Origin of the sequence: Xanthomonas sp. 3307 (genome assembly GCF_014199735.1) — a bacterium.
In the GTDB taxonomy this organism is placed as follows: domain Bacteria; phylum Pseudomonadota; class Gammaproteobacteria; order Xanthomonadales; family Xanthomonadaceae; genus Xanthomonas_A; species Xanthomonas_A rydalmerensis.
The window spans coordinates 613,716-637,681 of record NZ_JACHOG010000002.1 but is presented as its reverse complement, the minus strand read 5'-3'; the positions used below and the strand labels follow the sequence as shown (position 1 = coordinate 637,681).

Annotated in this window: 24 protein-coding genes; 12 read left to right on the top strand and 12 right to left on the bottom strand. The window is 70.8% G+C overall.

The annotated features are described in order from the left end of the window. Positions 1-8: 8 nt before the first annotated feature. Positions 9-1,592 carry a bifunctional phosphoribosylaminoimidazolecarboxamide formyltransferase/IMP cyclohydrolase gene (gene purH / locus GGR64_RS07655; RefSeq protein WP_184644947.1) on the bottom strand — a complete coding sequence of 528 codons (1,584 nt, stop codon included), beginning with the start codon at positions 1,590-1,592 and terminating at the stop codon, positions 9-11. Positions 1,593-1,918: 326 nt separating this feature from the next. Between purH and GGR64_RS07650 the strand changes: the two genes are divergently transcribed. The 8 genes from GGR64_RS07650 to GGR64_RS07615 all read left to right on the top strand — a co-directional run bounded on the left by GGR64_RS07650 (position 1,919) and on the right by GGR64_RS07615 (position 9,862). Next, entirely contained in the window at positions 1,919-2,533 is a 615-nt protein-coding gene (locus GGR64_RS07650; RefSeq protein ID WP_184449601.1) for a CDP-alcohol phosphatidyltransferase family protein, read from the top strand. 64 nt (positions 2,534-2,597) lie between these two features. After that, complete coding sequence (locus GGR64_RS07645) at positions 2,598-4,352, top strand: bifunctional alpha/beta hydrolase/class I SAM-dependent methyltransferase (protein WP_184644944.1); 1,755 nt, start codon at positions 2,598-2,600, stop codon at positions 4,350-4,352. Further along, positions 4,349-5,686, top strand: a complete 1,338-nt coding sequence (locus GGR64_RS07640; RefSeq protein ID WP_184644942.1) for a phosphatase PAP2/dual specificity phosphatase family protein — start codon at positions 4,349-4,351, stop codon at positions 5,684-5,686. The genes GGR64_RS07645 and GGR64_RS07640 overlap by 4 nt, the downstream gene beginning before the upstream one ends. Further along, a complete protein-coding gene (locus tag GGR64_RS07635; RefSeq protein WP_184644940.1) occupies positions 5,683-6,117 on the top strand; it encodes a hypothetical protein in 435 nt (144 codons plus the stop codon). The genes GGR64_RS07640 and GGR64_RS07635 overlap by 4 nt, the downstream gene beginning before the upstream one ends. 13 nt (positions 6,118-6,130) lie before the next feature. After that, positions 6,131-7,609, top strand: coding sequence for a TIGR04222 domain-containing membrane protein (locus GGR64_RS07630; protein ID WP_184644938.1), 1,479 nt, complete (start codon positions 6,131-6,133; stop codon positions 7,607-7,609). Then, positions 7,609-8,262, top strand: coding sequence for a CDP-alcohol phosphatidyltransferase family protein (locus tag GGR64_RS07625; RefSeq protein WP_160966487.1), 654 nt, complete (start codon positions 7,609-7,611; stop codon positions 8,260-8,262). Before GGR64_RS07630 ends, GGR64_RS07625 begins: the two co-directional genes overlap by 1 nt. Further along, positions 8,259-8,891 (top strand): lysophospholipid acyltransferase family protein, encoded by a 633-nt coding sequence (locus GGR64_RS07620; protein WP_160966489.1) that lies wholly within the window; start codon positions 8,259-8,261, stop codon positions 8,889-8,891. Before GGR64_RS07625 ends, GGR64_RS07620 begins: the two co-directional genes overlap by 4 nt. Continuing rightward, positions 8,888-9,862: a phosphatidate cytidylyltransferase gene (locus GGR64_RS07615; protein ID WP_184644930.1), complete on the top strand. Its 975-nt coding sequence runs from the start codon at positions 8,888-8,890 to the stop codon at positions 9,860-9,862. Before GGR64_RS07620 ends, GGR64_RS07615 begins: the two co-directional genes overlap by 4 nt. Positions 9,863-10,421: 559 nt before the next feature. On the opposite strand, the gene fis is transcribed toward GGR64_RS07615, so the two are convergent. The 7 genes from fis to prmA form a co-directional block, all read right to left on the bottom strand. After that, on the bottom strand, positions 10,422-10,694 hold the full coding sequence (fis, locus tag GGR64_RS07610; RefSeq protein WP_003471008.1) for a DNA-binding transcriptional regulator Fis: 273 nt from the start codon (positions 10,692-10,694) through the stop codon (positions 10,422-10,424). A 116-nt stretch (positions 10,695-10,810) separates the two neighbouring features. Beyond that, complete coding sequence (locus GGR64_RS20695; RefSeq protein ID WP_221236101.1) at positions 10,811-11,692, bottom strand: DUF3426 domain-containing protein; 882 nt, start codon at positions 11,690-11,692, stop codon at positions 10,811-10,813. Positions 11,693-11,818: 126 nt separating this feature from the next. Beyond that, entirely contained in the window at positions 11,819-12,196 is a 378-nt protein-coding gene (locus GGR64_RS07600; protein WP_160966493.1) for a helix-turn-helix domain-containing protein, read from the bottom strand. Between the two features lie 198 nt (positions 12,197-12,394). Continuing rightward, on the bottom strand, positions 12,395-13,291 hold the full coding sequence (locus tag GGR64_RS07595) for a retroviral-like aspartic protease family protein (RefSeq protein ID WP_160966495.1): 897 nt from the start codon (positions 13,289-13,291) through the stop codon (positions 12,395-12,397). A gap of 47 nt (positions 13,292-13,338) precedes the next feature. Beyond that, positions 13,339-13,560: a helix-turn-helix transcriptional regulator gene (locus tag GGR64_RS07590; protein WP_160966497.1), complete on the bottom strand. Its 222-nt coding sequence runs from the start codon at positions 13,558-13,560 to the stop codon at positions 13,339-13,341. After that, positions 13,560-14,162 carry a hypothetical protein gene (locus GGR64_RS07585; protein WP_184644928.1) on the bottom strand — a complete coding sequence of 201 codons (603 nt, stop codon included), beginning with the start codon at positions 14,160-14,162 and terminating at the stop codon, positions 13,560-13,562. The genes GGR64_RS07590 and GGR64_RS07585 overlap by 1 nt, the downstream gene beginning before the upstream one ends. A gap of 168 nt (positions 14,163-14,330) precedes the next feature. Continuing rightward, the gene (gene prmA / locus GGR64_RS07580; protein ID WP_184644927.1) at positions 14,331-15,251 is read right to left on the bottom strand and encodes a 50S ribosomal protein L11 methyltransferase; all 921 of its coding nucleotides are present in this window, start codon (positions 15,249-15,251) and stop codon (positions 14,331-14,333) included. A gap of 233 nt (positions 15,252-15,484) precedes the next feature. Between prmA and GGR64_RS07575 the strand changes: the two genes are divergently transcribed. Next, positions 15,485-16,411 (top strand): hypothetical protein, encoded by a 927-nt coding sequence (locus GGR64_RS07575; RefSeq protein WP_184644925.1) that lies wholly within the window; start codon positions 15,485-15,487, stop codon positions 16,409-16,411. Continuing rightward, on the top strand, positions 16,408-16,761 hold the full coding sequence (locus GGR64_RS07570; protein ID WP_184449579.1) for a hypothetical protein: 354 nt from the start codon (positions 16,408-16,410) through the stop codon (positions 16,759-16,761). Before GGR64_RS07575 ends, GGR64_RS07570 begins: the two co-directional genes overlap by 4 nt. 207 nt (positions 16,762-16,968) lie before the next feature. Here the strand turns inward: GGR64_RS07570 and accC are convergent, their stop codons facing one another. The 4 genes from accC to aroQ form a co-directional block, all read right to left on the bottom strand. Further along, entirely contained in the window at positions 16,969-18,333 is a 1,365-nt protein-coding gene (gene accC / locus GGR64_RS07565) for an acetyl-CoA carboxylase biotin carboxylase subunit (protein WP_048489337.1), read from the bottom strand. Then, complete coding sequence (locus GGR64_RS07560) at positions 18,323-18,757, bottom strand: four helix bundle protein (protein WP_160966507.1); 435 nt, start codon at positions 18,755-18,757, stop codon at positions 18,323-18,325. Before GGR64_RS07560 ends, accC begins: the two co-directional genes overlap by 11 nt. Before the next feature lie 20 nt (positions 18,758-18,777). Beyond that, on the bottom strand, positions 18,778-19,260 hold the full coding sequence (accB, locus tag GGR64_RS07555; protein WP_160966509.1) for an acetyl-CoA carboxylase biotin carboxyl carrier protein: 483 nt from the start codon (positions 19,258-19,260) through the stop codon (positions 18,778-18,780). 92 nt (positions 19,261-19,352) lie between these two features. Then, positions 19,353-19,799, bottom strand: a complete 447-nt coding sequence (gene aroQ / locus GGR64_RS07550) for a type II 3-dehydroquinate dehydratase (protein ID WP_184644923.1) — start codon at positions 19,797-19,799, stop codon at positions 19,353-19,355. Between the two features lie 321 nt (positions 19,800-20,120). Here aroQ and GGR64_RS07545 point away from each other — a divergent pair, with 321 nt between their 5' ends. Beyond that, positions 20,121-22,082: a beta-N-acetylglucosaminidase domain-containing protein gene (locus GGR64_RS07545; protein WP_184644921.1), complete on the top strand. Its 1,962-nt coding sequence runs from the start codon at positions 20,121-20,123 to the stop codon at positions 22,080-22,082. Between the two features lie 182 nt (positions 22,083-22,264). Next, positions 22,265-23,662 (top strand): FAD/NAD(P)-binding protein, encoded by a 1,398-nt coding sequence (locus GGR64_RS07540; protein ID WP_184644918.1) that lies wholly within the window; start codon positions 22,265-22,267, stop codon positions 23,660-23,662. Positions 23,663-23,966: the final 304 nt, after the last annotated feature.

Genomic DNA, 23,966 nt, shown 5'->3' with positions numbered 1-23,966 from the left:
CTCCGGACTCAGTGGCGGAAGTGGCGCACGCCGGTGAACACCATGGCGATGCCGTGCTCGTCGGCCGCGGCGATCACCTCGGCGTCGCGCATCGAACCGCCGGGCTGGATCACCGCCTTGATGCCGGCCGCGGCGGCGGCGTCGATGCCGTCGCGGAACGGGAAGAACGCATCGGAGGCCATCACCGAGCCTTCCACGGCCAGGCCGGCGTCGGTGGCCTTGATGCCGGCGATGCGCGCCGAGTACACCCGGCTCATCTGCCCGGCGCCGACGCCGATGGTGCGGTGGTCCTTGGCGTAGACGATGGCGTTGGACTTGACGTACTTGGCCACCTTCCATGCGAACAGCAGGTCGGCGAACTGCGCCTCGCTCGGCGCCAGCCGGGTCACCACCTTCAGCGCATCGCGCGGCACCACGTGGGCGTCGCTGGTCTGCAGCAGGATGCCCGAGCCGACCCGCTTGCTGTCGATGCCGTACGCACCGTCGCCGGCGGGGATGCGCAGCACGCGCACGTTGGCCTTCTTCTTGGCGTACTCGAGCGCGGCGTCGTCATAGTCGGGGGCGATCAGCACCTCGACGAACTGGCGGTCCAGGATGACCTTGGCGGTGGCCGCGTCCAGCGTGCGGTTGAAGGCGATGATGCCGCCGAAGGCGCTGGTCGGGTCGGTGGCGTAGGCCAGTTCGTAGGCGTCGCCGCAGCCGGCGCCGACCGCCACGCCGCACGGGTTGGCGTGCTTGACGATGACGCAGGCCGGCGCGTCGAACTGGCGCACGCATTCCCAGGCCGCATCGCTGTCGGCGATGTTGTTGTAGGACAGCTCCTTGCCCTGCAGCTGGGTGAAGGTGGCCAGGGTGCCGGGCGTGGGGTAGAGGTCGCGGTAGAACGCGGCCTGCTGGTGCGGGTTCTCGCCGTAGCGCAGTTCCATCACCTTGACGAAGCTGGAGTTCATCTGCGCCGGGAAGGGACTGCGCGTCGGCACCGCGGCGTCGCTGGCGGTGACCGCGGACAGGTAGTTGCTGATCGCCGCGTCGTACTGGGCGACGCGGTTGAACGCGGCCACCGCCAGGGCGAAGCGCTTGGCCGCCGACAGCCGGCCGTCGTTGGCCTCCAGTTCGGCCAGCAGTTCGGCGTACTGCGCCGGGTCGGTGGCCACGGCCACGCGGGCGAAGTTCTTGGCCGCCGAGCGCAGCATCGCCGGGCCGCCGATGTCGATGTTCTCCACCGCGTCGGCAAGCGTGCAGTCGGCCTTCGCCGTGACCGCCTCGAACGGATACAGATTCAGCACCAGCAGGTCGATCGCGGCGATGCCGTGTTCGGCCATCACCGCATCGTCGGTGCCGGCGCGGCCGAGCAGGCCGCCGTGCACCAGCGGGTGCAGGGTCTTGACCCGGCCGTCCATCATCTCCGGGAAGCCGGTCAGTTCGGACACGTCCTTCACCGCCAGCCCGGCCTCGCGCAGCGCCTTGGCGGTGCCGCCGGTGGACAGCAGTTCGACGTTGCGCGCGGCCAGCGCGCGGGCCAGGTCGATCAGGCCGGTCTTGTCGGAAACGGACAGCAGCGCCCGGCGCACGGGCAGGAAATCGGAGGGCATGGGGCAGGGCGGGGGCAGCGGAACGGGCCGCCATTGTAGGCGCTGAGGCCCGCCGACGCCCGGCTGGGGCCCGCACCTGGTAAGCGGATCGTGCGTGCGAAGGTCGATTCCACGCGATGACGCCGAGCGCTCGGCGGCCCTTGCGTAGGTGGGTTCTCGTGCCGCAGACAGTGCTGCGCGGCCCCCGCGGTGTGACGGCGACGCGCACTGGTCGTGCCGCCGCACGCGGCGCCTGGCGCGGGCGTGGCGGGCTGCGCCATCGCGCGCGCAGCCGCTGCGATGCATTAGGCTGTCGCCGCCCCGCCCTCGCCGTCAGGACCACGCGCGTGTCGATCTATGCCCTCAAAGGACGTTTCCAGGACCTGCTGCGGCCGGGCGTGCGCGTGCTGGACCGACTCGGCGTCACCGCCAACCAGGTGACGGTGGCCGCGGCGCTGCTGTCGCTGCTGGTCGCCGCGGTGGTCTACGCGCAAGGCGCGGCGCAGCCGCTGTGGTACGCGCTGCTGCCGGTATGGATGCTGCTGCGGATGGCCTTGAACGCGGTGGACGGCATGCTGGCGCGCGAGTTCGGCCAGCAGTCGCGGCTGGGCGCCTACCTCAATGAACTGTGCGACGTGGTGGCCGATGCGGCGCTGTACCTGAGCCTGCTGAGCGTGCCGGGCGTGATGGGCGGCTGGGTGTGGTTGATGGTGCTGACCGCGGCGCTGACCGAGTATGCCGGGGTGCTGGGGCTGATGGTCGGCGCCAGCCGCCGCTACGATGGGCCGATGGGCAAGAGCGATCGCGCCTTCTGCGTCGGCGTGCTGGGGGTGCTGCTGGCCTGTGGCTTACCCGGCGCACCAGCCGTCAATGGCTTCGCTGGGGTGGTGGCGTTCCTGTGCGTGTCGACGACGGTGCGCCGCGTCGCGGCCGGATTGCGCGAGGCGGACGCGCGCGACTGAGCGGGTGCGGCCATTGCGGGCCGCGGGATACATGGATTCACCACAGACAGGACATCGGCAACGGATGCGGCAGGTCAACGAAAGCGAATTCGCCAGTTTCGACGGCACACGGCTGTTTTACCGGCACTGGCCGGCCACCGCGCCGGTGGCGCCGCCGCGGGCGATCGTGCTGCTGCATCGCGGCCACGAGCATTCCGGGCGGGTCATGCACCTGGCCGAGGAATTGGGCCTGGACGACTGCGCGGTGTTCGCCTGGGATGCGCGCGGCAACGGCCGCTCGCCCGGCGCGCGCGGCGACGCGCCCGGTTTCCCGGCACTGGTGCGTGACCTGGACCGCTTCGTCGCGCACATCGGGCAGGTCCACGGCATCGCCGTGCAGGACATCGTGGTGGTGGCGCAAAGCGTGGGCGCGGTGGTCGCCAGCACCTGGGTGCACGACTACGCGCCGCCGCTGCGCGCGCTGGTGCTGGCCTCGCCGGCGTTCAAGGTCAAGCTGTACGTGCCGTTCGCACGGCCCGGGCTGGCCCTGATGCAGAAGTTGCGCGGCAACTTCTTCGTCAACAGCTACGTCAAGCCGCAGTGGCTGACCCACGACCCGGCGCGGGTCGAGAGCTACCGCAGCGATCCGTTGATCACCCGGCCGATCTCGGTGCGGGTGCTGCTGGGTCTGTATGCGGCGGCCGACCGCGTGGTCGGCGACGCGCAGGCGATCACCGTGCCGGTGCAACTGCTGGTGTCGGGCAGCGATTTCGTGGTGCATCGCGGGCCGCAGGATCGCTTCTACGAGCGCTTGTCCTCGCCGGTGAAGGAGCGCCACCTGCTGCCCGGTTTCTTCCACGACACCCTGGGCGAGCGCGACCGCGCACCGGCGCTGGCGCAACTCCGCCGCTTCGTGCGCGAGCGCTTCGCCGCCGCGCCGGCGCTGCCCAGCCTGCTGCAGGCGCACCGGCATGGCCCGACTTTCGAGGAAGCCGAGCGCCTGGCCTGGCCGCCGGAGCGCTACAGCCTGCAGGACCTGCGCTGGCGCGGCGTGCGCGCCGGCCTGCGCCTGGGCGGGCGGCTGTCCGAGGGCATCGCGCTGGGCCTGCAGACCGGCTTCGATTCCGGCAGCACGCTGGACTACATCTACCGCGATCAGGCCGCCGGGCGCGGCCCGCTGGGGCGGATGATCGACCGCAACTACCTGGATGCGATCGGCTGGCGCGGCATCCGCGTGCGTCGCCAGCACCTGCACGAACTGCTGGGCCTGGCAATGCAGCGCCTGCGCGCGGCCGGCCTGCCGGTGCGCGCGCTGGACATCGCCGCCGGCCATGGCCGCTACGTACTGGAAGCGCTGGCCGGTGGCAGCCAGCGCGCCGACGCGATCCTGCTGCGCGATTTCAGTCCCTTGAACGTGGCGCAGGGCCGCGCGCTGATCGCCGCGCTCGGCGCCACCGACATCGCCCGCTTCGAGCAGGGCGATGCCTTCGACCGCGACGCGCTGGCGGCGCTGCAGCCGCGGCCGACGCTGGCGGTGGTGTCGGGCCTGTACGAGCTGTTCCCGGACAACGACCAGGTGCTGCGCTCGCTGCAGGGCGTGGCCGCGGCGGTGGAGCCGGGCGGTTACCTGGCCTACACCGGTCAACCCTGGCACCCGCAGCTGGAATTCATCGCCCGCGCGTTGACCAGCCACCGCGGCGGTGCGGCCTGGGTGATGCGCCGGCGTACCCAGCAGGAGATGGACGAGCTGGTGTGCGCGGCCGGCTTCCGCAAGCTGGAGCAGCGCATCGACGACTGGGGCATCTTCACTGTGTCGCTGGCGCAGCGGATCGCGCCATGAGCGTTGCCGCCGCGCGGCCGTGGCGGCGTGCGCTGGTCTGGCTGGCGCTGCTGGGGCCGTTCTTCTTCCTCAGCTACGGCTTGGCCAACACGCTGGCCGCGCGTCGCGTCGACGTGCCGTCGCTGCCATTCGCCTGGGAAACCCAGATCCCGTTCTGGCCGTGGACCATCGTGCCGTACTGGTCGATCGACCTGTTCTACGTGGCCTCGTTCTTCGTGTGCCGCACGCGTGCCGAACTGGACACGCATGCGCGGCGCCTGCTCACCGCGCAGTTGCTGGCGGTGGGTTGCTTCCTGCTGTGGCCGCTGCGCTTCGGTTTCGAGCGGCCAACCACCGAGGGCGTGTTCGGCTGGCTGTTCGCGGTGCTGTTGGGCTTCGACAAGCCGTTCAACCAGGCGCCGTCGCTGCACATCGTGCTGCTGGTGGTGCTGTGGGTGCGCTACGCGCAGCACCTGCACGGGCTGCCGCGGCTGGCCCTGCACGGCTGGTTCGCGCTGATCGGGCTGTCGGTGCTGACCACCTACCAGCATCACTTCCTGGATGTGCCTACCGGCCTGGCCGCCGGCTGGCTGTGCGTGTGGCTATGGCCGGAGCGCATCGCCGCGCCGTTGCCCGCGGCGGCACTCGCGCGCGATCCGCGGCGCTGGCGCCTGGCCGCGCTGTACCTGCTCGGCAGCGTGGCCTGCGTGGCCGCCGCACGCGCGCTCGGTGGCGCCGGCTGGTGGCTGCTGTGGCCGGGGCTGTCGCTGCTGCTGGTCGCGCTCAGCTACGCGCTGCTCGGTCCGCTCGGTTTGCAGAAGCGCACCGACGGCCGCCTGAGCCTGGCCGCGCGCTGGTTGTACGCGCCGTACCTGGTTGCCGCGTGGCTGAACTCGCGCGCCTGGACCTGGCGCGATCCGGCGCCACGCGCGATCGCCGACGGCGTCTGGCTCGGGCGCATGCCCGGCCGCGGCGAGCGCACGCGCTTCGCCGCGGTGGTCGACGTCAGCGCGGAACTGTCGTTGCATCCGGCGCAGGCGCACGACCGCGTGGTGCCGATGCTGGACCTGGTGGCGCCGCCGGCCGCGGCCCTGCGTGCGGCCGCCGACGCGATCGAAGCGGCGCGCGTGCACGGCCCGGTGCTGGCCTGCTGCGCGCTGGGCTATTCGCGCAGCGCGGCCGCGGTTGCCACCTGGCTGCTGCGTAGCGGCCGCGCTGTCAGCGTGGACGACGCGCTGGCGCTGCTGCAGGCGCGCGCGCCACGCATCGTGCTGGGGCCGGCCCAGCGTGCCGCCATCGCCGCCGCCTGCACTGCGCCGCCGGCGTCGCTGCAGGCGCAGGAGCTGCCGGCATGAGCGCGTCGCTGGAACTGCGCACGATGGCGGCCGTGCTGCGCCAGGGCGCGCCGCTGGACCGGCTGTCGCAGGTGGTGTTGGCAACGGCCCTGCTGCTGGTCGCCTGGTATGCCGGCACCGGCGCCGTGCTCACCGCGGCGCTGTGCGGATGCTCTGCGCTGGCCGGCCTGCTGCAGCGCTACTGGGCGGCGCGGGTCGGGCTGGATGCGGATCTGCTGGAGGCAGTGCTGACCGAAGCGGATCCAGCGCGCGCCGGTGCCGATCTGGACGCGGTCCTGCACAGGTTGGGCCTGCTGCGCGCGCTGCCGCCGCCGCGCGACTGGCTGGCGCGCTGGCAGGGCATGCGCCGCCTGCTGCGGCGGCAGTTGATCGCCCTCGCGGTGCAGCTGCTGGCACTGGTACTGGCGCTGTGCACGGGGCAGTTTGCATGAGGAGGCAGACGCCATGACCGACGAACCCGCAACGACCTTGCGCTCCGAGGTGGATGCGGCCCGGCACGCGCTGTGGCAGCGCCTGCAGGTTTACCGTTTCGGCGACGGCGAAGCGGCGCTGCCGGCGTTCGTGCGCCGCGTCGCCAAGGAAGCCAACGTGTCGCAGGCGCTGGCCGCGCGGGCGGTCGAGGAGTACCGGCGCTTCTGCTTCCTGGCCTGCGTGGCCGGCGAGGAGGTGACGCCCAGCGCCCTGGTCGACCAGGTCTGGCATACCCACCTCACCGACACCCGCGAGTACTGGCAACGGTTCTGTCCGCAGGTGCTGCGGATCACCCTGCATCATCACCCCGGGCGCGGCGACCCGGCCGACGCCGAGCGCTTCCAGGCGCAGTACAAGGCCACGCTGGGGCACTACTGGCATCACTTCGGCGAGCCGCCGTTGGCGTGCTGGCCGGCCCCGGCCGGCGCGCCGACCGCGCCGGCACCGCGCCAGGCCGGCACGCGCCGCGTCGTCCCCGCGCGCGGCGGCGTCGCCCTGTGGGGCTGGATGCTGGGCGTGGCGCTGCTGTTCGCGGTGCTCTGGCAGGGCAACGGCCCGCACTCGCCGCTGCACTGGCCCGGGCCGCCGTTCCTGCTGCTGTTCCTGGCCGGCATCGGCCTGGCCTGGAGCCTGGGCGCGCGGCTGCGCCTGGCCGTGCGCGGACTGCGCGGCGGCGACACCGAGGCGCCGCTGGATCCGGCCGAGCTGGCGTATCTGGCCGGCGGCAGCGAGCGCGTCGCCGATCAGCAACTGGCCCTGCTGCTGGCGGCCGGCGCGGTGCGCCTGCAAGCCGACCAGCGCCTGCGCCGCCACGCGCGGCTGGAACACACCCGGGTCGCCGCACCGCCGGCGCTGCAGCGCGCGCTGGCGATCGTGCGCGCGCAACCGCAGCTGCAGCAGGCGCTGGCCGCCTTGCGGCGCGACGCCGCACCGCTGCGCCGGGCCCTGGTCGCCAAGGGGCTGTGGCTGGGCCATGCGCAGGCGCTGTGTGCGCGCCTGTTCGGCGCCGCACCGTTGCTGGCGCTGTGGACCGTGGGTTTGCTGAAGCTGCGCATCGGCCTCCAGCTGCAGCGCCCGATCGGCTTCCTGGTGGCGGCGATGGTGGTGGTCACGGTCGTTGCGCTCGGCTTCCTGCTCACGCCGCCGCGGCGCAGCGTCGCCGGCGACGCGCTACTGGCCGATCGCGATGCGGCCTGGCGCGACGGCGTCGCCGCTCCCTCGCTGGCGCCCGGTTCGCACCTGGCGCTGCCGCTGGCCCTGGCCGGCACCAGCGTCCTGATGACCACGCCCTGGGCCGACTACCACGCCTTGCGTTCGCCGCTGTCCAACGGTGGCGGTGGTAACGCGTCGACCAATAATTGCGGTGGCGGCGGTGGCAGCAGCGACGGCGGCGGCAGTTGCGGCAGCAGTTGCGGCGGCGGTGGCTGCGGCGGTTGTGGAGGCGGCGACTGATGGCCGGTTCGACCTGGCAGGTGCGGCGTGCGCAGTGGCGTGCGCGCCTGGCGCTGGCGTTGCGCGCGCGCGGGGCCACGCCCAACGGCGTGTCGTGGACCGGGCTGGCGTGCGCAGTGCTGGCCGCGCTGATGTTCGCCCTGGCCTGGCGCGAGCCGCCGCTCAATGCCGCCGCGCTGCTGGTGCTGGCGGCGCTGGCGCTGCAGGCGCGGCTGCTGTGCAACCGCCTGGACGGGCTGCTGGCGCATCAGGCGCAACTGATCGGCCGTGCCGGTGCGGTGTACAACGAGGCGCCGGACCGGCTGTCGGATGTGGCGGTGTGCCTGGGCGTGGGCTATGGCCTGCAGCCGGTGTTGGGCATCGGCGCGGAACTGGGCTGGGCCGCCGCCTTGCTGTGCGTGGGCACCGCCTATGTGCGCATGCTCGGCCTGGCCTGCGCGGTGCGCGAACCGCTGCAGGGGCCGATGGCGCGCGTGCAGCGCATGCATTGGCTGTCGCTGGCCGCGTTGGCGGCGGCCGCGGCGCTGCTGCTGCAGCACGCCACGCTGGCCCACATGATCCTGGCCGTGGCGCTGGCGCTGCTGATCGCCGCCGCCGCCCTGACCATCGTGATGCGCGTGCGCGCCATCGTGCGCGAACTGGAGTGGACATGATCGCCCGCCTGATCGCCCGCGGCTGCAGCGCCGCGATCCGTCTGCTCACCGGCGCACGTGCGCTGTGGCGCGGCTGCATGCCGTCCAGCGAGCGCCGCGTGTACTACGGCAACCACGCCAGCCACGGCGATTTCGTGCTGATCTGGTCGTCGTTGCCGGCACCGCTGCGGCGCGAGGTGCGGCCAGTGGCGGCGGCCGACTACTGGCAGCGCGACGCGTTGCGTCGCTACCTGATCCATGCCGTGTTCAACGGCGTGCTGATCGAGCGCGATCCGCAGCAGCGCCAGCGCGATCCGATCGCCTGCCTGTGCGAGGCGGTCGACGCCGGCGGCTCGCTGATCCTGTTCCCGGAAGGCACGCGCAACACCGAGGATGGCCTGCTGCCGTTCAAGAGCGGTCTCTATCACCTGGCGCGGCAGCGGCCGGAACTGGAGTTCGTGCCGGTGTGGATCGACAACCTCAAGCGGGTGATGCCCAAGGGCATGTGGCTGCCGCTGCCGCTGCTGTGCACCACCACCTTCGGCGAACCGCTGCGGCTGGGCGCCGGCGAGGACAAGCAGGCCTTCCTCGATCGCGCGCGTGCGGCCCTGCTGGCCTTGGCGCCGGAGCAGGCGGAGGCGGCCCGATGAATCCGATCGCGCTGAGCGAACACCTGCAGCAATCCTCGCTGCGGCAACAGACGGTGTGGTTGTTCCTGGGCATCGCCACGGTGCTGATCGTGGCCACGCTGATCGCCGAGACCCTGCGCTGGCGCGCGCGCGGACGGCCCAGCGCGGTGCTGGACAACCTGGTGGCGCGGATCCGCGCCTGGTGGGTGATGGCCGCGGTGGTGGCGCTGGCGTTCGCCTTCGGCCGCCTGGGCGTGATCGTGCTGTTCGCGCTGGTGTCGCTGTTCGCGCTGCGCGAGTTCATCACCCTCACCCCGACCCGGCGCGGCGACTACTACGCCTTACTGGCCGCGTTCTATGTGGTGCTGCCATGGCAGTACTGGCTGGTGTGGAGCGACTGGTACGGCCTGTACACGTTGCTGATCCCGGTCTATGCGTTCCTGGTGCTGCCGATCCTGTCCACCATCGGCGGCGACACCACGCGCTACCTGGAGCGCACCGCGAAAGTGCAGTGGGGGCTGATGATCTGCGTGTTCTGCATCTCGCACGTGCCGGCGCTGCTGAACCTCAAGATTCCCGGCTACGAAGGCCGCAACCTGCTGCTGTTCGCGTTCCTGGTGATCGTGGTGCAGTCCTCGGACGTGCTGCAGTACGTGTGGGGCAAGCTGATCGGCAAGCATCTGATCGCGCCCAGGCTGTCGCCGTCCAAGACCGTGGAAGGCTTCGTCGGCGGCATCCTCTCGGCCAGCCTGCTGGGCGCAGCGCTGTGGTGGATCACCCCGTTCTCGCCGCTGCAGGCGTTCGCGCTGGCGCTGGTCGCCAACCTGATGGGCTTCTTCGGCGGCCTGGTGATGTCGGCGATCAAGCGCGATCGCGGCATCAAGGACTGGGGCCACATGATCGAAGGCCATGGCGGCGTGCTCGACCGATTGGACTCGGTGTGTTTTGCGGCGCCGGTGTTCTTCCACCTGATCCGTTATGGATGGGTGTGAGGGGCGGGGATTGGGGATGTCGGGATTTGGGATTCGCTGGAGTGTCGCGCGCTGTGCGTGCGTAGGAGCGGCTTCAGCCGCGGTGCCTTCCCGATAGCGCGTCGGGGCCGATCGCGCAGCAAGCGGGCAGGAATTTCTTTCGGATTCCCATCGCCGTTTGTCTGTCGGCGATGGAGGTTGGGTGATGCGATCGCGTTTTGCAGCCAGGGTGTGGCGTGGCATTCGTTGCAGCAGGGCTGCAGCCCTGGCGCTGCAGCCAGTGTCGCGTCGGGGCTGAGCCCCTCCCACATGGCAATGTGCGGCCTTCGGCGCTCGCTGTTTCTTCGCGGCAACACTTCGCTCGACATCGCCTCGCGAGGCGATGCAGGTTTCAGGCGTCGCGGCTGAAGCCGCTCTTACAAGGATGATGCGCAGCGCTTACAACCAGCGTCGCGTGCTGTGTCGGATCGCTTGCCACTCAAGTCCTGCAGGACAGCGTGCTGCCATCCCGAATCACGAATCCCGGCTTTCACCAGCCGCAGGCTGGTCATCCCGAATCCCCAATCCCGAATCCCGGCCCTCAAGCCAGCCCGTATTCCTTGAGCTTCTTGCGCAGCGTGGCGCGATGGATGCCCAGCATCGCCGCGGCGCGGCTCTGGTTGCCTTCGCAATGGTTGAGCACTTCCACGAACAACGGGATCTCCATCTCGCGCAGCACGATCTCGTACACGTCGTCGGCGTCGCAGCCATCGAGGTCGCGCAGGTAGCGGCGGACCGATTGCGCCACGTGTTCGCGCAGCGGCGGCTTCGGCGCGCCGCGACTGGAGTCAGGACGAGTGGTGGCGGCGTTCAAGTTCGACGGATCCCCGGATGACAGCGGCGCCGGACGGCAGGAGGGCCGGCGCGGGGGGACGAGTCTAGCGCGTGGCCTGCGCCGCTGCCATGGCGCAGTGCCCGAACGCAGCGTTCTCAGTGGAAGTCGAAACTGAATGCCGCAGTCTCGGCGGCCGGTTCGCGCACCTGGAACGCGATCTGTGCGCTCTGTCCCGGCGCCAACGTGGCGCTGTCCGGGCGTGCGCGGCCCAGGTACTCCTGCGGGCGCAGCACACGGCTGCCGATGGTGCGGCCGTCGGTGTCGGCCAGCGACAGTTGCAGCAGCGGCCAGGCCTGCGCCCAGCGTGCGTCGTTGCGGAAGGTCGTCTGCACCTGCAGGGTGCCGGCATGGCCGGGCAACGGCCGCACTTCGCGGCTGAGCATGGTGAAAGCCGCCGGCTCACGCCAGGCCGGCACGCTGCAGCGCAGGACCTGGCACACCCCGACCACCCACGGCCGCCAGCGCGGGTCGGCGCCCAGACGCTGGCGATCGGCGATAAGGATTTGCAGCGCCAGCAGCAGGCCCAGCCCCGCCAGCGCGATCCACTGCCACGGCGCGGCGTGCAGCACCGGGCGCCGCGCGCGTGGGCCATGCAGGAAGCTCGGGGCGGCAGTGGCGGCGGACGCAGGCGCGATGGGGGCGGTACCGATGGCCGCGGTCGTAGCCGGTGCCAGTGTTGGTGCGGGGTCCGTCGCCGATGCGGGCGCTGACGGCAGCGCCCCCATGTCCGTGTCACGCGCGGCGTGGTGCGCGTTGGTGTCGGCGTCGTCCTCGGTCTCGCTCGGCTTCGCGTTCGCAGACGCTAGCGAGACGCTTGGCGCTACGGGCGGCGCTGCCGTGTCGGTCAGCGCCGCCGCCGGTGCCGGTGCATCGTCGCCCGCTGCCGGCGCGACCGGTGCCTCGTCCTGCGTGGCGGACGGATCGGGCTGACGCAGCAAGGTGGCGAGGCTGGGACGGGGCGGAGTGCGATCGGGCATGCGCGCGGGCAACGACGGCGAGACCGGTATTCAAGCACGCGCCGGCTGGATCTGCAGCGCGCTACCGCTGGATCGTGGCCTTCGTCAGCGCTAGACGCGTCACGGCGCGAGGGTCCCGCGGCCTGCTCAGCGCGACTTGCGGGTGTCGAGCAGGTCGAGCAAGCCGGCGCGCTGCCGCGGGCTCAGGCTTTCGAAGCGCTCCAGCAGGCGCAACTGCTGGTCGGTGAACTGGTATTGGTTGGGTAGTTCGCCGATGGCGGCGGCGTCCGCGGCGATCGGTTCGCCGAACACCCGCTCGCCGCGGCCGGTGGCCAGGTACTCGAAGCTCAGCCCGCTGCGGCGGGCCAGCGCGATCAGGTGCTCCACCGCCGGCGCTGTGCCTTCGGCCATTTCCCACTGCGCCACGGCGCTGCGGGTCACGCCCAGGTCCAGCGCCAGGGCCTCCTGGGTGAGGCCGGTCAGCTTGCGCGCTTCGCGCACCCGTTGGTACAGCTTGCTGTTCACACGCACCTCCGCAAGGGAGGCGAGATATAGCCGTGCCGGTCGTTGCGGTTGGTTCGTAGCGCTGCCTATTGGTCGAATGTTAGCGATACTATCTTCGTCGCGAGCCCGCCCTCTGCGGCCCCCGACGCTTTCCCGTTTTCCCGTTCCACGCGCCCAATCGCGCAAAGCGTCGACCATGCGCCGCGGGGTGGTGCTGGCTTATTCAGGTGCCTCGCAGCGCGAGCGATCGAACCAGAACCGCTTTGCCTGGTGGTCGTAGACCAGGCGCTGCCCCATCATCGCGTTGATGCCCAGGATCATCGCCGGCTCCTGGCCAAACCCGAAGCTTTTGAACACTGGCAGATCGGCCACGCGAACGGTGAGACGGTCCACGCGGCGACCTGCGAATGCCACCGCGTCGACCTCGCCTTCGCGCGTTTCCCTTGCCTCCGATGCCGCGCCGTAGAGCGTCTCCCCGCGCCGGAAAGACGGGCCATCCACATCGAGATGCGCGGCACGTGCGAACGCCGGATTGATCTGCGTCCCGCGCGAACCCGTGTCGAGCACGGCGATTCCCGCCACGCCGTTGACGGTGACAGGCAGCGTCAGTTGCGTTCCGTCGACGACGGTCCCGCCCTGGAGCATCACTGCATCCTTGGTGAGGATGCGGCGCATCGAGACGGGTTTGGGGCGCAGCGAGACTTCGCGGCACGGGAAGTCGAAGATTGCGATCGCACCGTCCATCAGGTCGTTGCCCGTCACCCCCGCCGCGACCTCGGCGTCCTTGCGATCCGGCAAGCCGGTGGCCTCGACGTTGCGCATCGTGCGGCCATCGACCGTGAGGCTGTCGAGTCGATAGGTCGGCATCATCGCCGCTCCGGTCATGCCCTCCACGCTGATGGGCAGGCCCGGTTCCAACGCCTGCTGCTTGGCGAACCACTGATAGACATGTGTTCCGTCAGCCCCGGTGTCGAGGATGAAGGGCACGGTCCCCTTGCCGTTGACGAAGGCAGGCACGACCAAATGGCCGTTCCCCGCCGGGGTCAGCGGCACGGAGGATTCGGCATGGGGGCTGAGCAACAGGCACGAGGCGACGAGCGCCGACATCGGACGCATGGGCTTCTCCATCATTGAGGGGGCGAGGGCGCGCTGAGCGCGGCTGATCAGGGGGGCGACGGCGTGTCCGGGTCGTATTCGAGAAGGTCGCCGGGCTGGCAGTCCAGCTCCCGACATATCGCTTCCAGTGTCTCGAAACGCAGTCCTTTGACCTTCCCCGATTTGAACAGCGACAGGTTGGCCTCGGTCGCGCCGATCGCACGCGCCAGATCTTTCGACCGCATCTTCCGCTTCGCAAGCATGACGTCGAGCCGGATGACGATCGGCATCAAAAGAACCCGGCACGGTCGCGTTCGATCTCTGCACCGACGGCGACGACGTTCACGAACGCGAACAGCAGGATGCCAAGGACCGCCGCGTCGAGCTGGCGGAGTTCCAGCTTGATGGCGACCGGGCTCATGTCGGCGGCATAGAGCGCGGCATGGGTCATGAGCGGGACGACGGCATAGGCGATGAGCGCCCATGCGATCCGACGCACCAGCGCTTCATTGGCGGCGGTGAAAATCAGGTGTCGGGCATAAAGACGGAACAGACCGATCAGCCCGGACAGGATCACTAGACCCGGAATCAGACGCAACGTCAGCAGCGCAGCCGCCAAGGCGGACTGCCAACCTGCATAGCGTGAGATCGCCACGAAACCGGCCGGCATCGCGCCATCATGCGCCTGCGTCAGGATGAAGGCGAACCCGCCGTGCAGCATGCCGGCGTGGTCCCCGACACGGAAAAGCAGCAAGAGCACCTGAAGTGCGGCGGTTGCCGCCATCAGCGCCATCACGGCACACGCGATGGCGAAGAACAGCCTTCCCCGGCGAGCAAGCGCATCGCCTGCCGCGGGTGTTGCCCCGCCGTCCTCTTTCCCCTGATGCCGCATGATGCTGCCTCCGCGTCGGTGCGCTACGCGGCGATAATTATCTTTTTACGATAATTAATCAAGAACTAATTTGCAGGGCGTGCAGGTCCTGTCCATGTGCCTACCCGCTGCCCTGCCGCGGGCCGGTCGGCGCCGGGCGCGGTGGCGCGTCGGATCGGGTGTGGCGAATCAGCCGCGGCGCACGCCGTCGATGCGCATCCAGTCGCCGTCCTGCTCGGTGCGCAGCTGGGTGAACCACGGCGCGTAGCGCTGCAGCAGCTCCTGTTCCTGGCCGTGCAGGATGCCGGACAGGGCGATGCGCCCGCCCGGGGCCACGCGCGCGGCCAGGGTCGGCGCCAGTGCGTCCAGCGCCGAGGCGAGGATGTTGGCCACCACCACCGGATAGGTGGCCGCCGGTTCGTCGGCGGGCAGGTACACCGCCAGGCGCTCGCCCACGGCGTTACGCTCGGCGTTGTCGTGGCTGGCCAGCAGCGCCTGCGGGTCGTTGTCCACGCCCACCGCGGCGGCGGCGCCCAGCTTCAGTGCGGCCAGTGCCAGGATCCCCGAACCGCAGCCGAAATCGAGCACGCGCGCCTGCGCCAGGACGCCGTCGGTGGCCAGCGCGTCCAGCCAGCGCAGGCACAGCGCGGTGGTCGGGTGGGTGCCGGAGCCGAACGCCAGGCCCGGGTCCAGGCGCACCACTGCGGCGTCAGCGCCGCGGGCGTCCTCGGGCAGGTCATGGTTCCACGGCACGATGAAGGTGCGCGTGCCGAAGCGCATCGGCTGGAACTGGTCCAGCCAGGCCCGCTCCCAATCCTGGTCGTCGACCTTGCGGAACGTGGCCTGGGTCCAGTCCAGCCCGGGGTCGAACGCCTCCAGCGCGGCCAGCAGCACCAGCGCGTCCTGTTCCTCGGGGAACAACGCGGTGAGCACCAGCGTGCCCCACAGCGGTGTCTCGCCCACGCCCGGCTCCAGGATCGCGCGTTCGTTGCTGGTGTCGGCGTCGGCATCGAGCAGGGTCACCGCCAGCGCGCCGACATCCTCCAGCGCAGTCTCGTAGCGGGGCTGGGTGGCGTCGGTGCAGCGCAGGGTCAGTTCGAGGAACGGCATCGGTCGGTGGGCAATGGGGGGAAGGGCGCATCTTAGACGGGCGGCGGACCTCGCGCTGGATGCGGCCTGTGCTGGCGCGTCGTGCCGTCCGTCCGTGCCGCCGGTCCGCGCGTCCGTGCTGCGGCGCCATTTGGCGCATGCCCTGGCCGCGGCCTGGGGTAGACTGCCGGCTCGCAGCACCGGGCGACAGGGGGTCCGGCTGCGCTTCTGCCCGTTGTCCGGCTCTCTCGCGCATGCCCGTCGTGTCCCGTCCAACCTGGCTGTTGCTGGCGCCCGCCGCGCTGTTGCTGGGCGTGGTCGCCTATCGCGCGCTGTCGCTGCCGGCTGCACCAGTGGTGGCCGCGCCGTCGACTGCGGTGGCGTCCGCTGCCGCCCCTGCGCCCGCCGCGCCTGCCACCGCGCCCGTGCCGCCCTCGGCGCCGACGCGCCTGCGTGGAGATACCGAGAGCGAACGCGGCGCCGATCTCTACCGCGCCGCGCAGCAGCTGTCGATCGCCGCCGCGCACGGCGATCCAGAGGCGTCCTGGCGGCTCAGCCGCATCTACGACTACTGCGCCGGTTACGCGATGGACCCGGTCGGCTACGGGGCCGATACCCGCGCGATCGCCGACGCCCGCCTGCCGACCTCGGCGCAGATGGTGCAGGCGCGTGCCCGCGTCGGCCGCCGTTGCGCCGGGTTCTTGCCCGGCGACGGCCTGACCCGCCAGGCCATCGTCGCCCAGCGGGTGCAGGCCGCGCGCGGCGGCAACCTGGCCGCCGAAGCGGCGCTGCTGGCGCTGGGCCAGCCGTTGCATGCCGGCGCCGAGTACAAGCGCGATCTGGTCGCGCGGGTGCGCGCCTCCGGCGATCCCGATGCCTACGTGGCACTGGCGCCGGCGATGGGCCTGGCCGCCAGCGGCGACGACGGCATGGACGGCGGCGTGGCCGGCACCCAGTTTTCCGAATTGGCCTGGCAGTTGGCCGCCTGCAGGCTGGGATTGGATTGCGGCCCGGACAGCGAACTGATGACCCGCTATTGCGCCAACGGCGGGATCTGCTCGCGCGACCCCAGCCAGGATTTCAGCAGTTTTGTTTATGACGCCGCGGTTCCGCGGCAAGGCACGGACACGATGAACGACATGGTCAACCGACTGGTGGACACCACGGGAGCAGGCTCATGAATTACCGGCGATGGCTGCATGGCGCCAAATTCTGGTTCTGGGTCCTGGCCTTCGTCGCCTATTCGGCGGCGGCGGCGGGCCTGCTGCTGATCGACACCGCCGAACAGCGCTACCGCGGCCTGTCCAAGGTCGAACTGACCACGGCACACTCCGCGCCGGACGTGCGCCGCGCCGGCGCCGCGCAGGTGGCGGCGATCTACCGCGCCAACAGCGGCATGCCGTTCTCCACCCTGGCCCCGGGCAGCACCTTCCAGATCGTCTGGCCGGACGGCTCCACCGAGACGGTGATGATCGTCAGCCCGACCTCGAGCCTGGGCGTGGAGCCGGTGACGGGGACGCAGACGAAGTAGCCGGGATTCGGGATTGGGGAGGTCGGGATTCGCAAAAGCGGATCCAGATCCGGATCTTTCAGGTGCGGCTGGGCGCATCTGCGACCCGAAGCCCGGCAGGACCATGGGTCCATCGAAGCCGCGCCCTTTGCGCCTGCCGGCATCGATCCGAAGCCGGCTCTAGCGAATCCCAAATCCCGAATCTCGAATCTCGAATCCCAGCCGTTCCTACAACGCGATCGACTTGTTCTTGCGTTCGGCCAGGCGCTTTTCCAGGTAGTGGATGTTCTGGCCGCCGGCCTGGAAGCCCTTGTCGCGCATGATCCGCTGCTGCAGCGGGATGTTGGTCTTGATGCCGTCCACCACCATCTCGCTCAGCGCCACGCGCATGCGCGCGATCGCGGTCTCGCGGTCGGGGCCGTGCACGATCAGCTTGCCGATCATCGAGTCGTAGTTCGGCGGCACCTTGTAGCCGCTGTAGATGTGCGTATCCACGCGCACGCCGGGGCCGCCGGGCGGGTGGAAGCCGGTGATCAGGCCCGGGTTGGGCATGAAGGTTTCCGGGTCCTCGGCGTTGATGCGGCACTCGATCGCATGGCCGCGCAACACGATGTCCTTCTGCTTGATGCTGAGCTTGTGCCCGGCGGCGATGCGCAACTGCTCGCAGACCAAGTCGATGCCGGTGATGCGCTCGGTGACCGGGTGCTCCACCTGGATGCGCGTGTTCATTTCGATGAAGTAGAAGCGCCCGTTCTCGAACAGGAACTCGAAGGTGCCGGCACCGCGGTAGCCGATGCGGATGCAGGCGTCCACGCAGACCTTGCCGATCTCGTTGCGCAGTTCCTCGGTGATGCCCGGCGCCGGCGCTTCCTCCACCACCTTCTGGTGGCGGCGCTGCATCGAGCAGTCGCGCTCGCCCAGGTGGATGGCGTTGCCCTGGCCGTCGGCCAGCACCTGGATCTCCACGTGGCGCGGGTTCTCCAGGAACTTCTCCATGTACACCTGGTCGTTGCTGAAAGCGGCCTTGGCCTCGGACTTGGTGGTCTCGATGGCGGCCTTCAGCGCGGCCTCCGAATGCACCACGCGCATGCCGCGGCCGCCGCCGCCGCCGGCGGCCTTGATGATCACCGGATAGCCGATCTCGCGGGCGATCTTGGTGTTGGCGACGATGTCCTCGCCCAGCGGGCCGCCCGAGCCGGGCACGCACGGCACGCCGGCGGCCTTCATCGCGCGGATCGCCTCGACCTTGTCGCCCATCAGGCGAATGGTGTCGGCCTTGGGCCCGATGAAGATGAAGCCGGACTGCTCCACGCGCTCGGCGAAGTCGGCGTTCTCCGACAGGAAGCCGTAGCCAGGATGGATGGCCTGGGCGTCGGTGACCTCGGCCGCGGCGATCAGCGCCGGGATGTTGAGGTAGCTCTCCGAGGAGGGCGCCGGGCCGATGCACACCGACTCGTCGGCCATGGCCACGTGCTTGAGGTTGCGGTCCACGGTGGAATGCACCGCGACCGTGCGGATGCCGAGCGTATGGCACGCGCGCAGGATGCGCAGCGCGATTTCGCCGCGATTGGCGATGACGACTTTATCGAGCATGGGATTCGGGATTCGAGATTGGGGATTCGTAAAGGGCGCCGGCATCGCGCAGGTGTCGCGAATCGTCCAGCGTGCGGATCAATGCGTTGAGCCTGGAGAACGTGCGGTTCAAGAGATCATGGGTTGCCGCGTCGGTCGCACAGAATTGCAGCCGTGTCGCGATCTGCAGTTGCGTATCCAACTCGGCCAGCGAACCCCGCGCCATCGACAGATAGCGCAGGTACTCGGCGGTGGAGCGCCGCGCGGCGCCCTCGGCGATGTTGGAGGGAATGCTGATCGCGGCGCGCCGCATCTGGGCTGTCAGTCCGAAGCGCTCGGCATCCGGGAAATCCTGGGTGAGCCGGTAGGTCGCTTCCACCAGCGCCATCGCGTCGCGCCAGACGTCCAGGCGCTCGTGAGGCCGCTGTTGCGAATCCCGAATCACGACTCCCCAATCCCGGCGTCTCAGCCAATCACGAACAACGGCTGGTCGAACTCCACCGGCTGGCCGCTTTCGCCCAGGATCGCGACGATGGTGCCGGAGACGTCGGCTTCGATCGGGTTGAACATCTTCATCGCCTCGATGATCGCCAGGGTCTCGCCGGCCTTGACCGACTGGCCGACGCTGACGAAGGCCGGCTTGTCCGGCGACGGCGAGGTGTAGAAGGTGCCGACCATCGGCGCGCGCAGCACGTGGCCCTCGGGCAGGGCGTTGCCGGGCTTGGCGCTGCCGCCGGTGGAGGCCTCGGTGGGCGAGCTCATCGGCATCGGCGCGGCGGCGGCCGGCGCGGCCACGGGGGCGGCGGCCAGGTACTGCGGCGCGCTGGCGGTCATGCCCTTGGGGGTGCGCGCCAGGCGCACGCTTTCCTCGCCTTCCTTGATCTCGATCTCGGCGAGATTCGATTCTTCCAGCAGGTCGATCAGTTTCTTGATTTTGCGGAGATCCATAACGGCCTCGTGAGGTGACTTTGAAAAAGACCGGGCGCGCGGCCCGGGGACTCAGACGGGGGTGTGCGGTGCCGGTCGTGCGTGGGCGCGGCTCATGCGACCGCTCCCAGCCGGGTCAGCGCCGCGTCCATCGCGTAGCGGTAGCTGTCGGCACCGAAGCCGCAGACCACGCCGACCGCGTGGTCGCTGAAATAGCTGTGGTGGCGGAACGGCTCGCGGCTGTGCGGGTTGGACAGGTGGATCTCGATGAACGGGATCGCCACCGCCGCCAGTGCGTCGCGCAGCGCCACCGAGGTATGGGTGAAGGCGGCCGGGTTGATCAGGATGAAGGCGGTGCCGTCGCCGCGCGCGGCCTGCACCCGCTCCACCAGCACGTGCTCGGCGTTGGACTGCAGGCTCTCCAGCTGGTGGCCGGCGGCGCTGGCCTGGGCCTGCAGCGCGGCATCGATCTGCGCCAGGGTGGCATGGCCGTACACGCCCGGCTCGCGGGTGCCGAGCAGGTTGAGGTTGGGGCCGTGCAGCAGCAACAGTCGCGCCATCGGGAACAAAGCAGCGGAAAGGGCGGCAGTCTGCGCGAAGCCGGCATTGCTGTCCAGTTCGGCGAAGTTGCGGGTGTTTTAAACAAATGTTTGATTTCGCCGCCGGGCCGCAGTGCGCATGCGGCGGGCCTGATTGGCGTCGGCGGCGCTGGACGGCGCGCGCTGGCGCCTACGTTTATGTCGCATCCTGCGCGCGCCGCGCAAGTGTCGCTGCAGCATGGGACAGCGGCATTTCAGATGTCGCCACGGGAGCGCGGCGACGCTCCTGGAAGTGGTATATACCATTTTAAAATCACTGAAAGACCAATCAGGAGTGGGCGCATGCGAACCGACCGCGCTGGCCGTTGCGGCCTTGGCTGCTCCATCCTGGCGCTTGCGCTGCTGGCCGGTGCGATCGCCACCCCCGCAGTGGCGGCGGCGCCGGCGACACTGCCGGCGGTGTATCCGGCGCCGATCGCCTTGCGCCTGCTCGGGCCGGAACTGCCGCTTGGGCCCTCGGTGGTGCTGGTGCAGGCCGGCACGCCCGATCCGGCCACCGAGGCGCTGGTGCGCGCGGTGCTGCGCGACGCCGGGGTCTCCCACATCCGCCGCGCCAGCGCGCTGCCGCGCGATCCGCAGGCAGTGTCGGTGGTGCTGGGCACCGTCGACGCGGCGTCGGTGCGTGACGCGCTGGCCGCCATCGACCTGGACGTGCCCGAGCGCGCGGAAGGCTATGCGCTGGGCAGCATGGCCCGTGGCCGCGGCACGCTGATCGTGCTGGCCGGTCGCGACGACGCCGGCCTGTACCACGCGGCGCAGACCTTGCGGCAGCTGGTCGCGCACGGGCGCGTCGCCTCGGTGGCGGTGACCGACGCGCCGGCGATGCCGGTGCGTGGCACGATCGAGGGCTTCTACGGCAAACCGTGGAGCATGGCCGAGCGCGCCGCGCACCTGGCGTTCCTGGCGCGCTTCAAGGCCAACACCTATATCTACAGCCCCAAGGACGACGTGTTCGCGCGCGACCGCTGGCGCGCCCCGTACCCGGCCGCCACGCTGGCGGCGCTGGGCCGGCTGGCCGCGGTCGCTAACCGCGAGCACATCAACTTCGTCTATGCGCTCTCGCCGGGGCCGTCGATCTGCTACAGCGATGCGGCCGAGCTGCAGGCGATCCGACGCAAGTTCGCCGCACTGCGCGCACGCGGCGTGCGCAGCTTCTACATCGCCTTCGACGACATCGAATACACCAAGTGGAACTGCCCCGGCGACGCCACCGCGTTCGGCGCCGCCAGCGAGCAGGCCGCCGCCACCGCGCAGGCGCAGCTGCTCAACGCGGTGCAGGCGGACATCGCCGCGGCCGGCCACGGCGCGCTGATCATGGTGCCGACCGAGTACTACAACGTCACCGAGTCGCCGTACAAGGCGACGCTGCGGCAGGCGCTGGATCCGCGCGTGGTGGTGCAGTGGACCGGCACCGACGTGGTCCCGGCGTCGATCTCGGTGAGCGATGCGAAGAACGCGACCAAGGCGTTCGGGCGCAAGACGCTGCTGTGGGACAACTATCCGGTCAACGACTTCGCCGAAACCGCCGGGCGCCTGCTGCTGGCGCCGTACGACCGCCGCCAGGCCGGGTTATCGGCGGAGCTGAGCGGCATCGTCGCCAACCCGATGAACCAGGAAGTGGCTAGCCGGCCGGCGGTGGCCGGGGTGCTGGCTTTCGCCTGGAACGACCGCGGCTACGACGCGCCGCGCACCTGGCGCGCGGCCGCGCGCGACCTGGCCGGCGGCGATGCGCAGGTGACCGATGCGCTGCTGACCTTCTTCGACACCCAGCACCTGGCGCCGACCTTCGGCCATCTGCCCTGGCAGCCGCAGGCGCCGCGACTCAAGGCGCTGATCGACGCCACCCGCGACGCACTGGCCGACGGCGATCCGGCCGCCCGCGCCGCGGCGCTGGCCGCGCTGGGCCAGGCGGCCGACGACCTGGCAGCGGCACCACAGCGCATCCGTGCCGGTGCCGCCACCGGCGCGTTCGTGGCCGAGGCGGCGCCATGGCTGGACGCGACCGCGCTGTGGGGCCGCGCGCTGCGCCTGAGCGTGGACGGATTGAACCAGGCGCTGGCGGCTGGCGATCCGGCGGCCGCGCAGGCCTTCGCCACGGCCGGGCAGCTTGCGGCGCAGGCCGCGGCGATCCCTTCCATCCCCGGCGCCACCCGCTTCGGCGGCCCGGTCAAGGTCGCCGATGGCGTGCTGGACAGCTTCGTCGCCGATGCGCCCGGCCTGGTGGAGCGTCCGCCGGCGCGCTAGCGAGACGGGGGCCGTGGCGGATCGGCGGGCCCGCGCGCCGGTGGCCCGGACCTGCTCATGGGCATCGCCCATGTGCTGATGCCCGATGGCCATGCCGCGCAGCGCACGCATTAACCGGCGATTTACACCCGCACGTCGCATCCGGGGCACAAAGGATGCCCCGAGCGGCCAAGGTGCCAGCCATGCGAATTGCGATCATCGGCGCAGGATTCTGCGGCAACGCGCTGGCCGCGGCGCTGGCCAGGCAGGGCACCGCCAGCCACGTCACCCTGGTCGGCATGGCCGACACCTTCGGCCGCGGCGTCGCCTATGGCGCGGCGCGGCCGGAGCACCTGTTGAACGTGCGCGCCAAGGACCTGGGCGTGGATCCGCAGGATCCGGGCGGGTTCGCCGCGGCGCTGCACCTGGACGCCGCGCAGGGCATGGCGTTCCTGCCGCGGCTGCAGTACGGCCAGTACCTGGAGCAGCACTTGGCCGCCGCGCTGGCGGAGTCGGCGACCGAGGTGGTGCCGCTGGCGCAGGAGGCAGTGGCGCTGGAGCGCGATCCGCAGGGCTTCCGCGTGTTCCTGGCCAACGGCGAGGACTTCGCAAGCGACGTGGTGGTGCTGGCGATCGGCGCGCTGCCGCCGGCGGCGTTGCCGGGCATCGGCCCGCGCCTGGCGGTGCACCGGCGCTACATCGGCTGGCCGTGGCAGGACGGCGTGCTCGACACGGTGCCGCCGCAGGCGCGGCTGTTGCTGGTCGGCACCGGCCTGACCATGGCCGACGTGGCCTTGACCCTGCGCCGGCGCGGCCACCGCGGCGCGATCACCGCCTTGTCGCGGCGCGGCCTGGCGCCGCAGGCGCATCTGCCGCAGCCGGGCGCACCGGTGAGCCTGCCGCCCAGCGTCGTGCAGGCGCTACGCAGCCACGACCTGCGCGGCCTGGTGCGCAGCCTGCGCCAGCTGACCACGGTGGTGGAGGACTGGCGCTGCGTGGTGGATGCGCTGCGTCCGCACCTGCAGCCGTTCTGGAGCGGCCTGGCGCCGGCGGCGCGCGCCCGTTTCCTGCGGCATCTGCGGCCGTACTGGGAAGTGGCACGGCACCGTCTGGCGCCGGCTGCGGCCACCGCGTTGGCGCAGATGCAGCAGCAGGGACAGTTGCGGATCCGCGCCGGCCGTCTGCTGCGTGCGCGCCTGGGCGACGATGCCGTGGAGGCGGTGATCCGCGACCGCGCCGACCGCGGCGCGCGCACCGAGCAGTTCGACGTGCTGATCCGCGCCACCGGGCTGGATACCGACGTCGCCCGCACCAGCCATCCGCTGGTCGCGGCCATGCGCGAGGCCGGCCTGCTGCAGGCCGATCCGTTGGGCCTGGGGTTGGCGGTCGATCCGCGGCTGCGGGTGCGCGACGCCGGCGGCCAGCCGGTCGCCGGCCTGTACTGCCTGGGCCCGCTGCTGCGCGGCGGCCTGTGGGAGATCACCGCGGTGCCGGAACTGCGTACCGCCGCGCAGCGCCTGGCCGAGGAGCTGGCGGCGCTGGCGCAGGCACGGACTGACGATGAGGGTGCTAGCGATGCGCGGCAGCGGCAGGCGTTGTAGCAGGCTGATCCAGTGCGGCGTGGAGGTGGTGTGGGCGTCGACTGCCATGCAGCCGCGACGCGTGAAGTGGGGTGCTTTCCGATGGCGCCATGCGTCGGGACGGAAGTCCCTCCCACAGCGCACTCGGCGGGTTCGCCGCAAGCCTCTGGGGGAGCGACTTCGATCGCGACGGGCGTGACCTGTCATCGCGTCGCGACTGCAGGGCAGCCTCCGCATCCTTCTGAAAGGCGCGTGTAGGAACGCCTGGCCGTGACGAGGCGTGATCGGCGATGCTGAAGTCGTTCCCACAAGACCGCGCATCGGC

Bases quoted from the DNA above. Each gene is read 5' to 3' on its own strand.
- purH (WP_184644947.1), bottom strand. From the start codon at position 1,592: ATGCCCTCCGATTTCCTGCCCGTGCGCCGGGCGCTGCTGTCCGTTTCC.
- GGR64_RS07645 (WP_184644944.1), top strand. From the start codon at position 2,598: ATGCGGCAGGTCAACGAAAGCGAATTCGCCAGTTTCGACGGCACACGG.
- GGR64_RS07640 (WP_184644942.1), top strand. From the start codon at position 4,349: ATGAGCGTTGCCGCCGCGCGGCCGTGGCGGCGTGCGCTGGTCTGGCTG.
- GGR64_RS07635 (WP_184644940.1), top strand. From the start codon at position 5,683: ATGAGCGCGTCGCTGGAACTGCGCACGATGGCGGCCGTGCTGCGCCAG.
- GGR64_RS07630 (WP_184644938.1), top strand. From the start codon at position 6,131: ATGACCGACGAACCCGCAACGACCTTGCGCTCCGAGGTGGATGCGGCC.
- GGR64_RS07625 (WP_160966487.1), top strand. From the start codon at position 7,609: ATGGCCGGTTCGACCTGGCAGGTGCGGCGTGCGCAGTGGCGTGCGCGC.
- GGR64_RS07620 (WP_160966489.1), top strand. From the start codon at position 8,259: ATGATCGCCCGCCTGATCGCCCGCGGCTGCAGCGCCGCGATCCGTCTG.
- GGR64_RS07615 (WP_184644930.1), top strand. From the start codon at position 8,888: ATGAATCCGATCGCGCTGAGCGAACACCTGCAGCAATCCTCGCTGCGG.
- GGR64_RS20695 (WP_221236101.1), bottom strand. From the start codon at position 11,692: ATGCCCGATCGCACTCCGCCCCGTCCCAGCCTCGCCACCTTGCTGCGT.
- GGR64_RS07595 (WP_160966495.1), bottom strand. From the start codon at position 13,291: ATGCGTCCGATGTCGGCGCTCGTCGCCTCGTGCCTGTTGCTCAGCCCC.
- GGR64_RS07590 (WP_160966497.1), bottom strand. From the start codon at position 13,560: ATGCCGATCGTCATCCGGCTCGACGTCATGCTTGCGAAGCGGAAGATG.
- GGR64_RS07585 (WP_184644928.1), bottom strand. From the start codon at position 14,162: ATGCGGCATCAGGGGAAAGAGGACGGCGGGGCAACACCCGCGGCAGGC.
- prmA (WP_184644927.1), bottom strand. From the start codon at position 15,251: ATGCCGTTCCTCGAACTGACCCTGCGCTGCACCGACGCCACCCAGCCC.
- GGR64_RS07575 (WP_184644925.1), top strand. From the start codon at position 15,485: ATGCCCGTCGTGTCCCGTCCAACCTGGCTGTTGCTGGCGCCCGCCGCG.
- GGR64_RS07570 (WP_184449579.1), top strand. From the start codon at position 16,408: ATGAATTACCGGCGATGGCTGCATGGCGCCAAATTCTGGTTCTGGGTC.
- accC (WP_048489337.1), bottom strand. From the start codon at position 18,333: ATGCTCGATAAAGTCGTCATCGCCAATCGCGGCGAAATCGCGCTGCGC.
- accB (WP_160966509.1), bottom strand. From the start codon at position 19,260: ATGGATCTCCGCAAAATCAAGAAACTGATCGACCTGCTGGAAGAATCG.
- aroQ (WP_184644923.1), bottom strand. From the start codon at position 19,799: ATGGCGCGACTGTTGCTGCTGCACGGCCCCAACCTCAACCTGCTCGGC.
- GGR64_RS07545 (WP_184644921.1), top strand. From the start codon at position 20,121: ATGCGAACCGACCGCGCTGGCCGTTGCGGCCTTGGCTGCTCCATCCTG.
- GGR64_RS07540 (WP_184644918.1), top strand. From the start codon at position 22,265: ATGCGAATTGCGATCATCGGCGCAGGATTCTGCGGCAACGCGCTGGCC.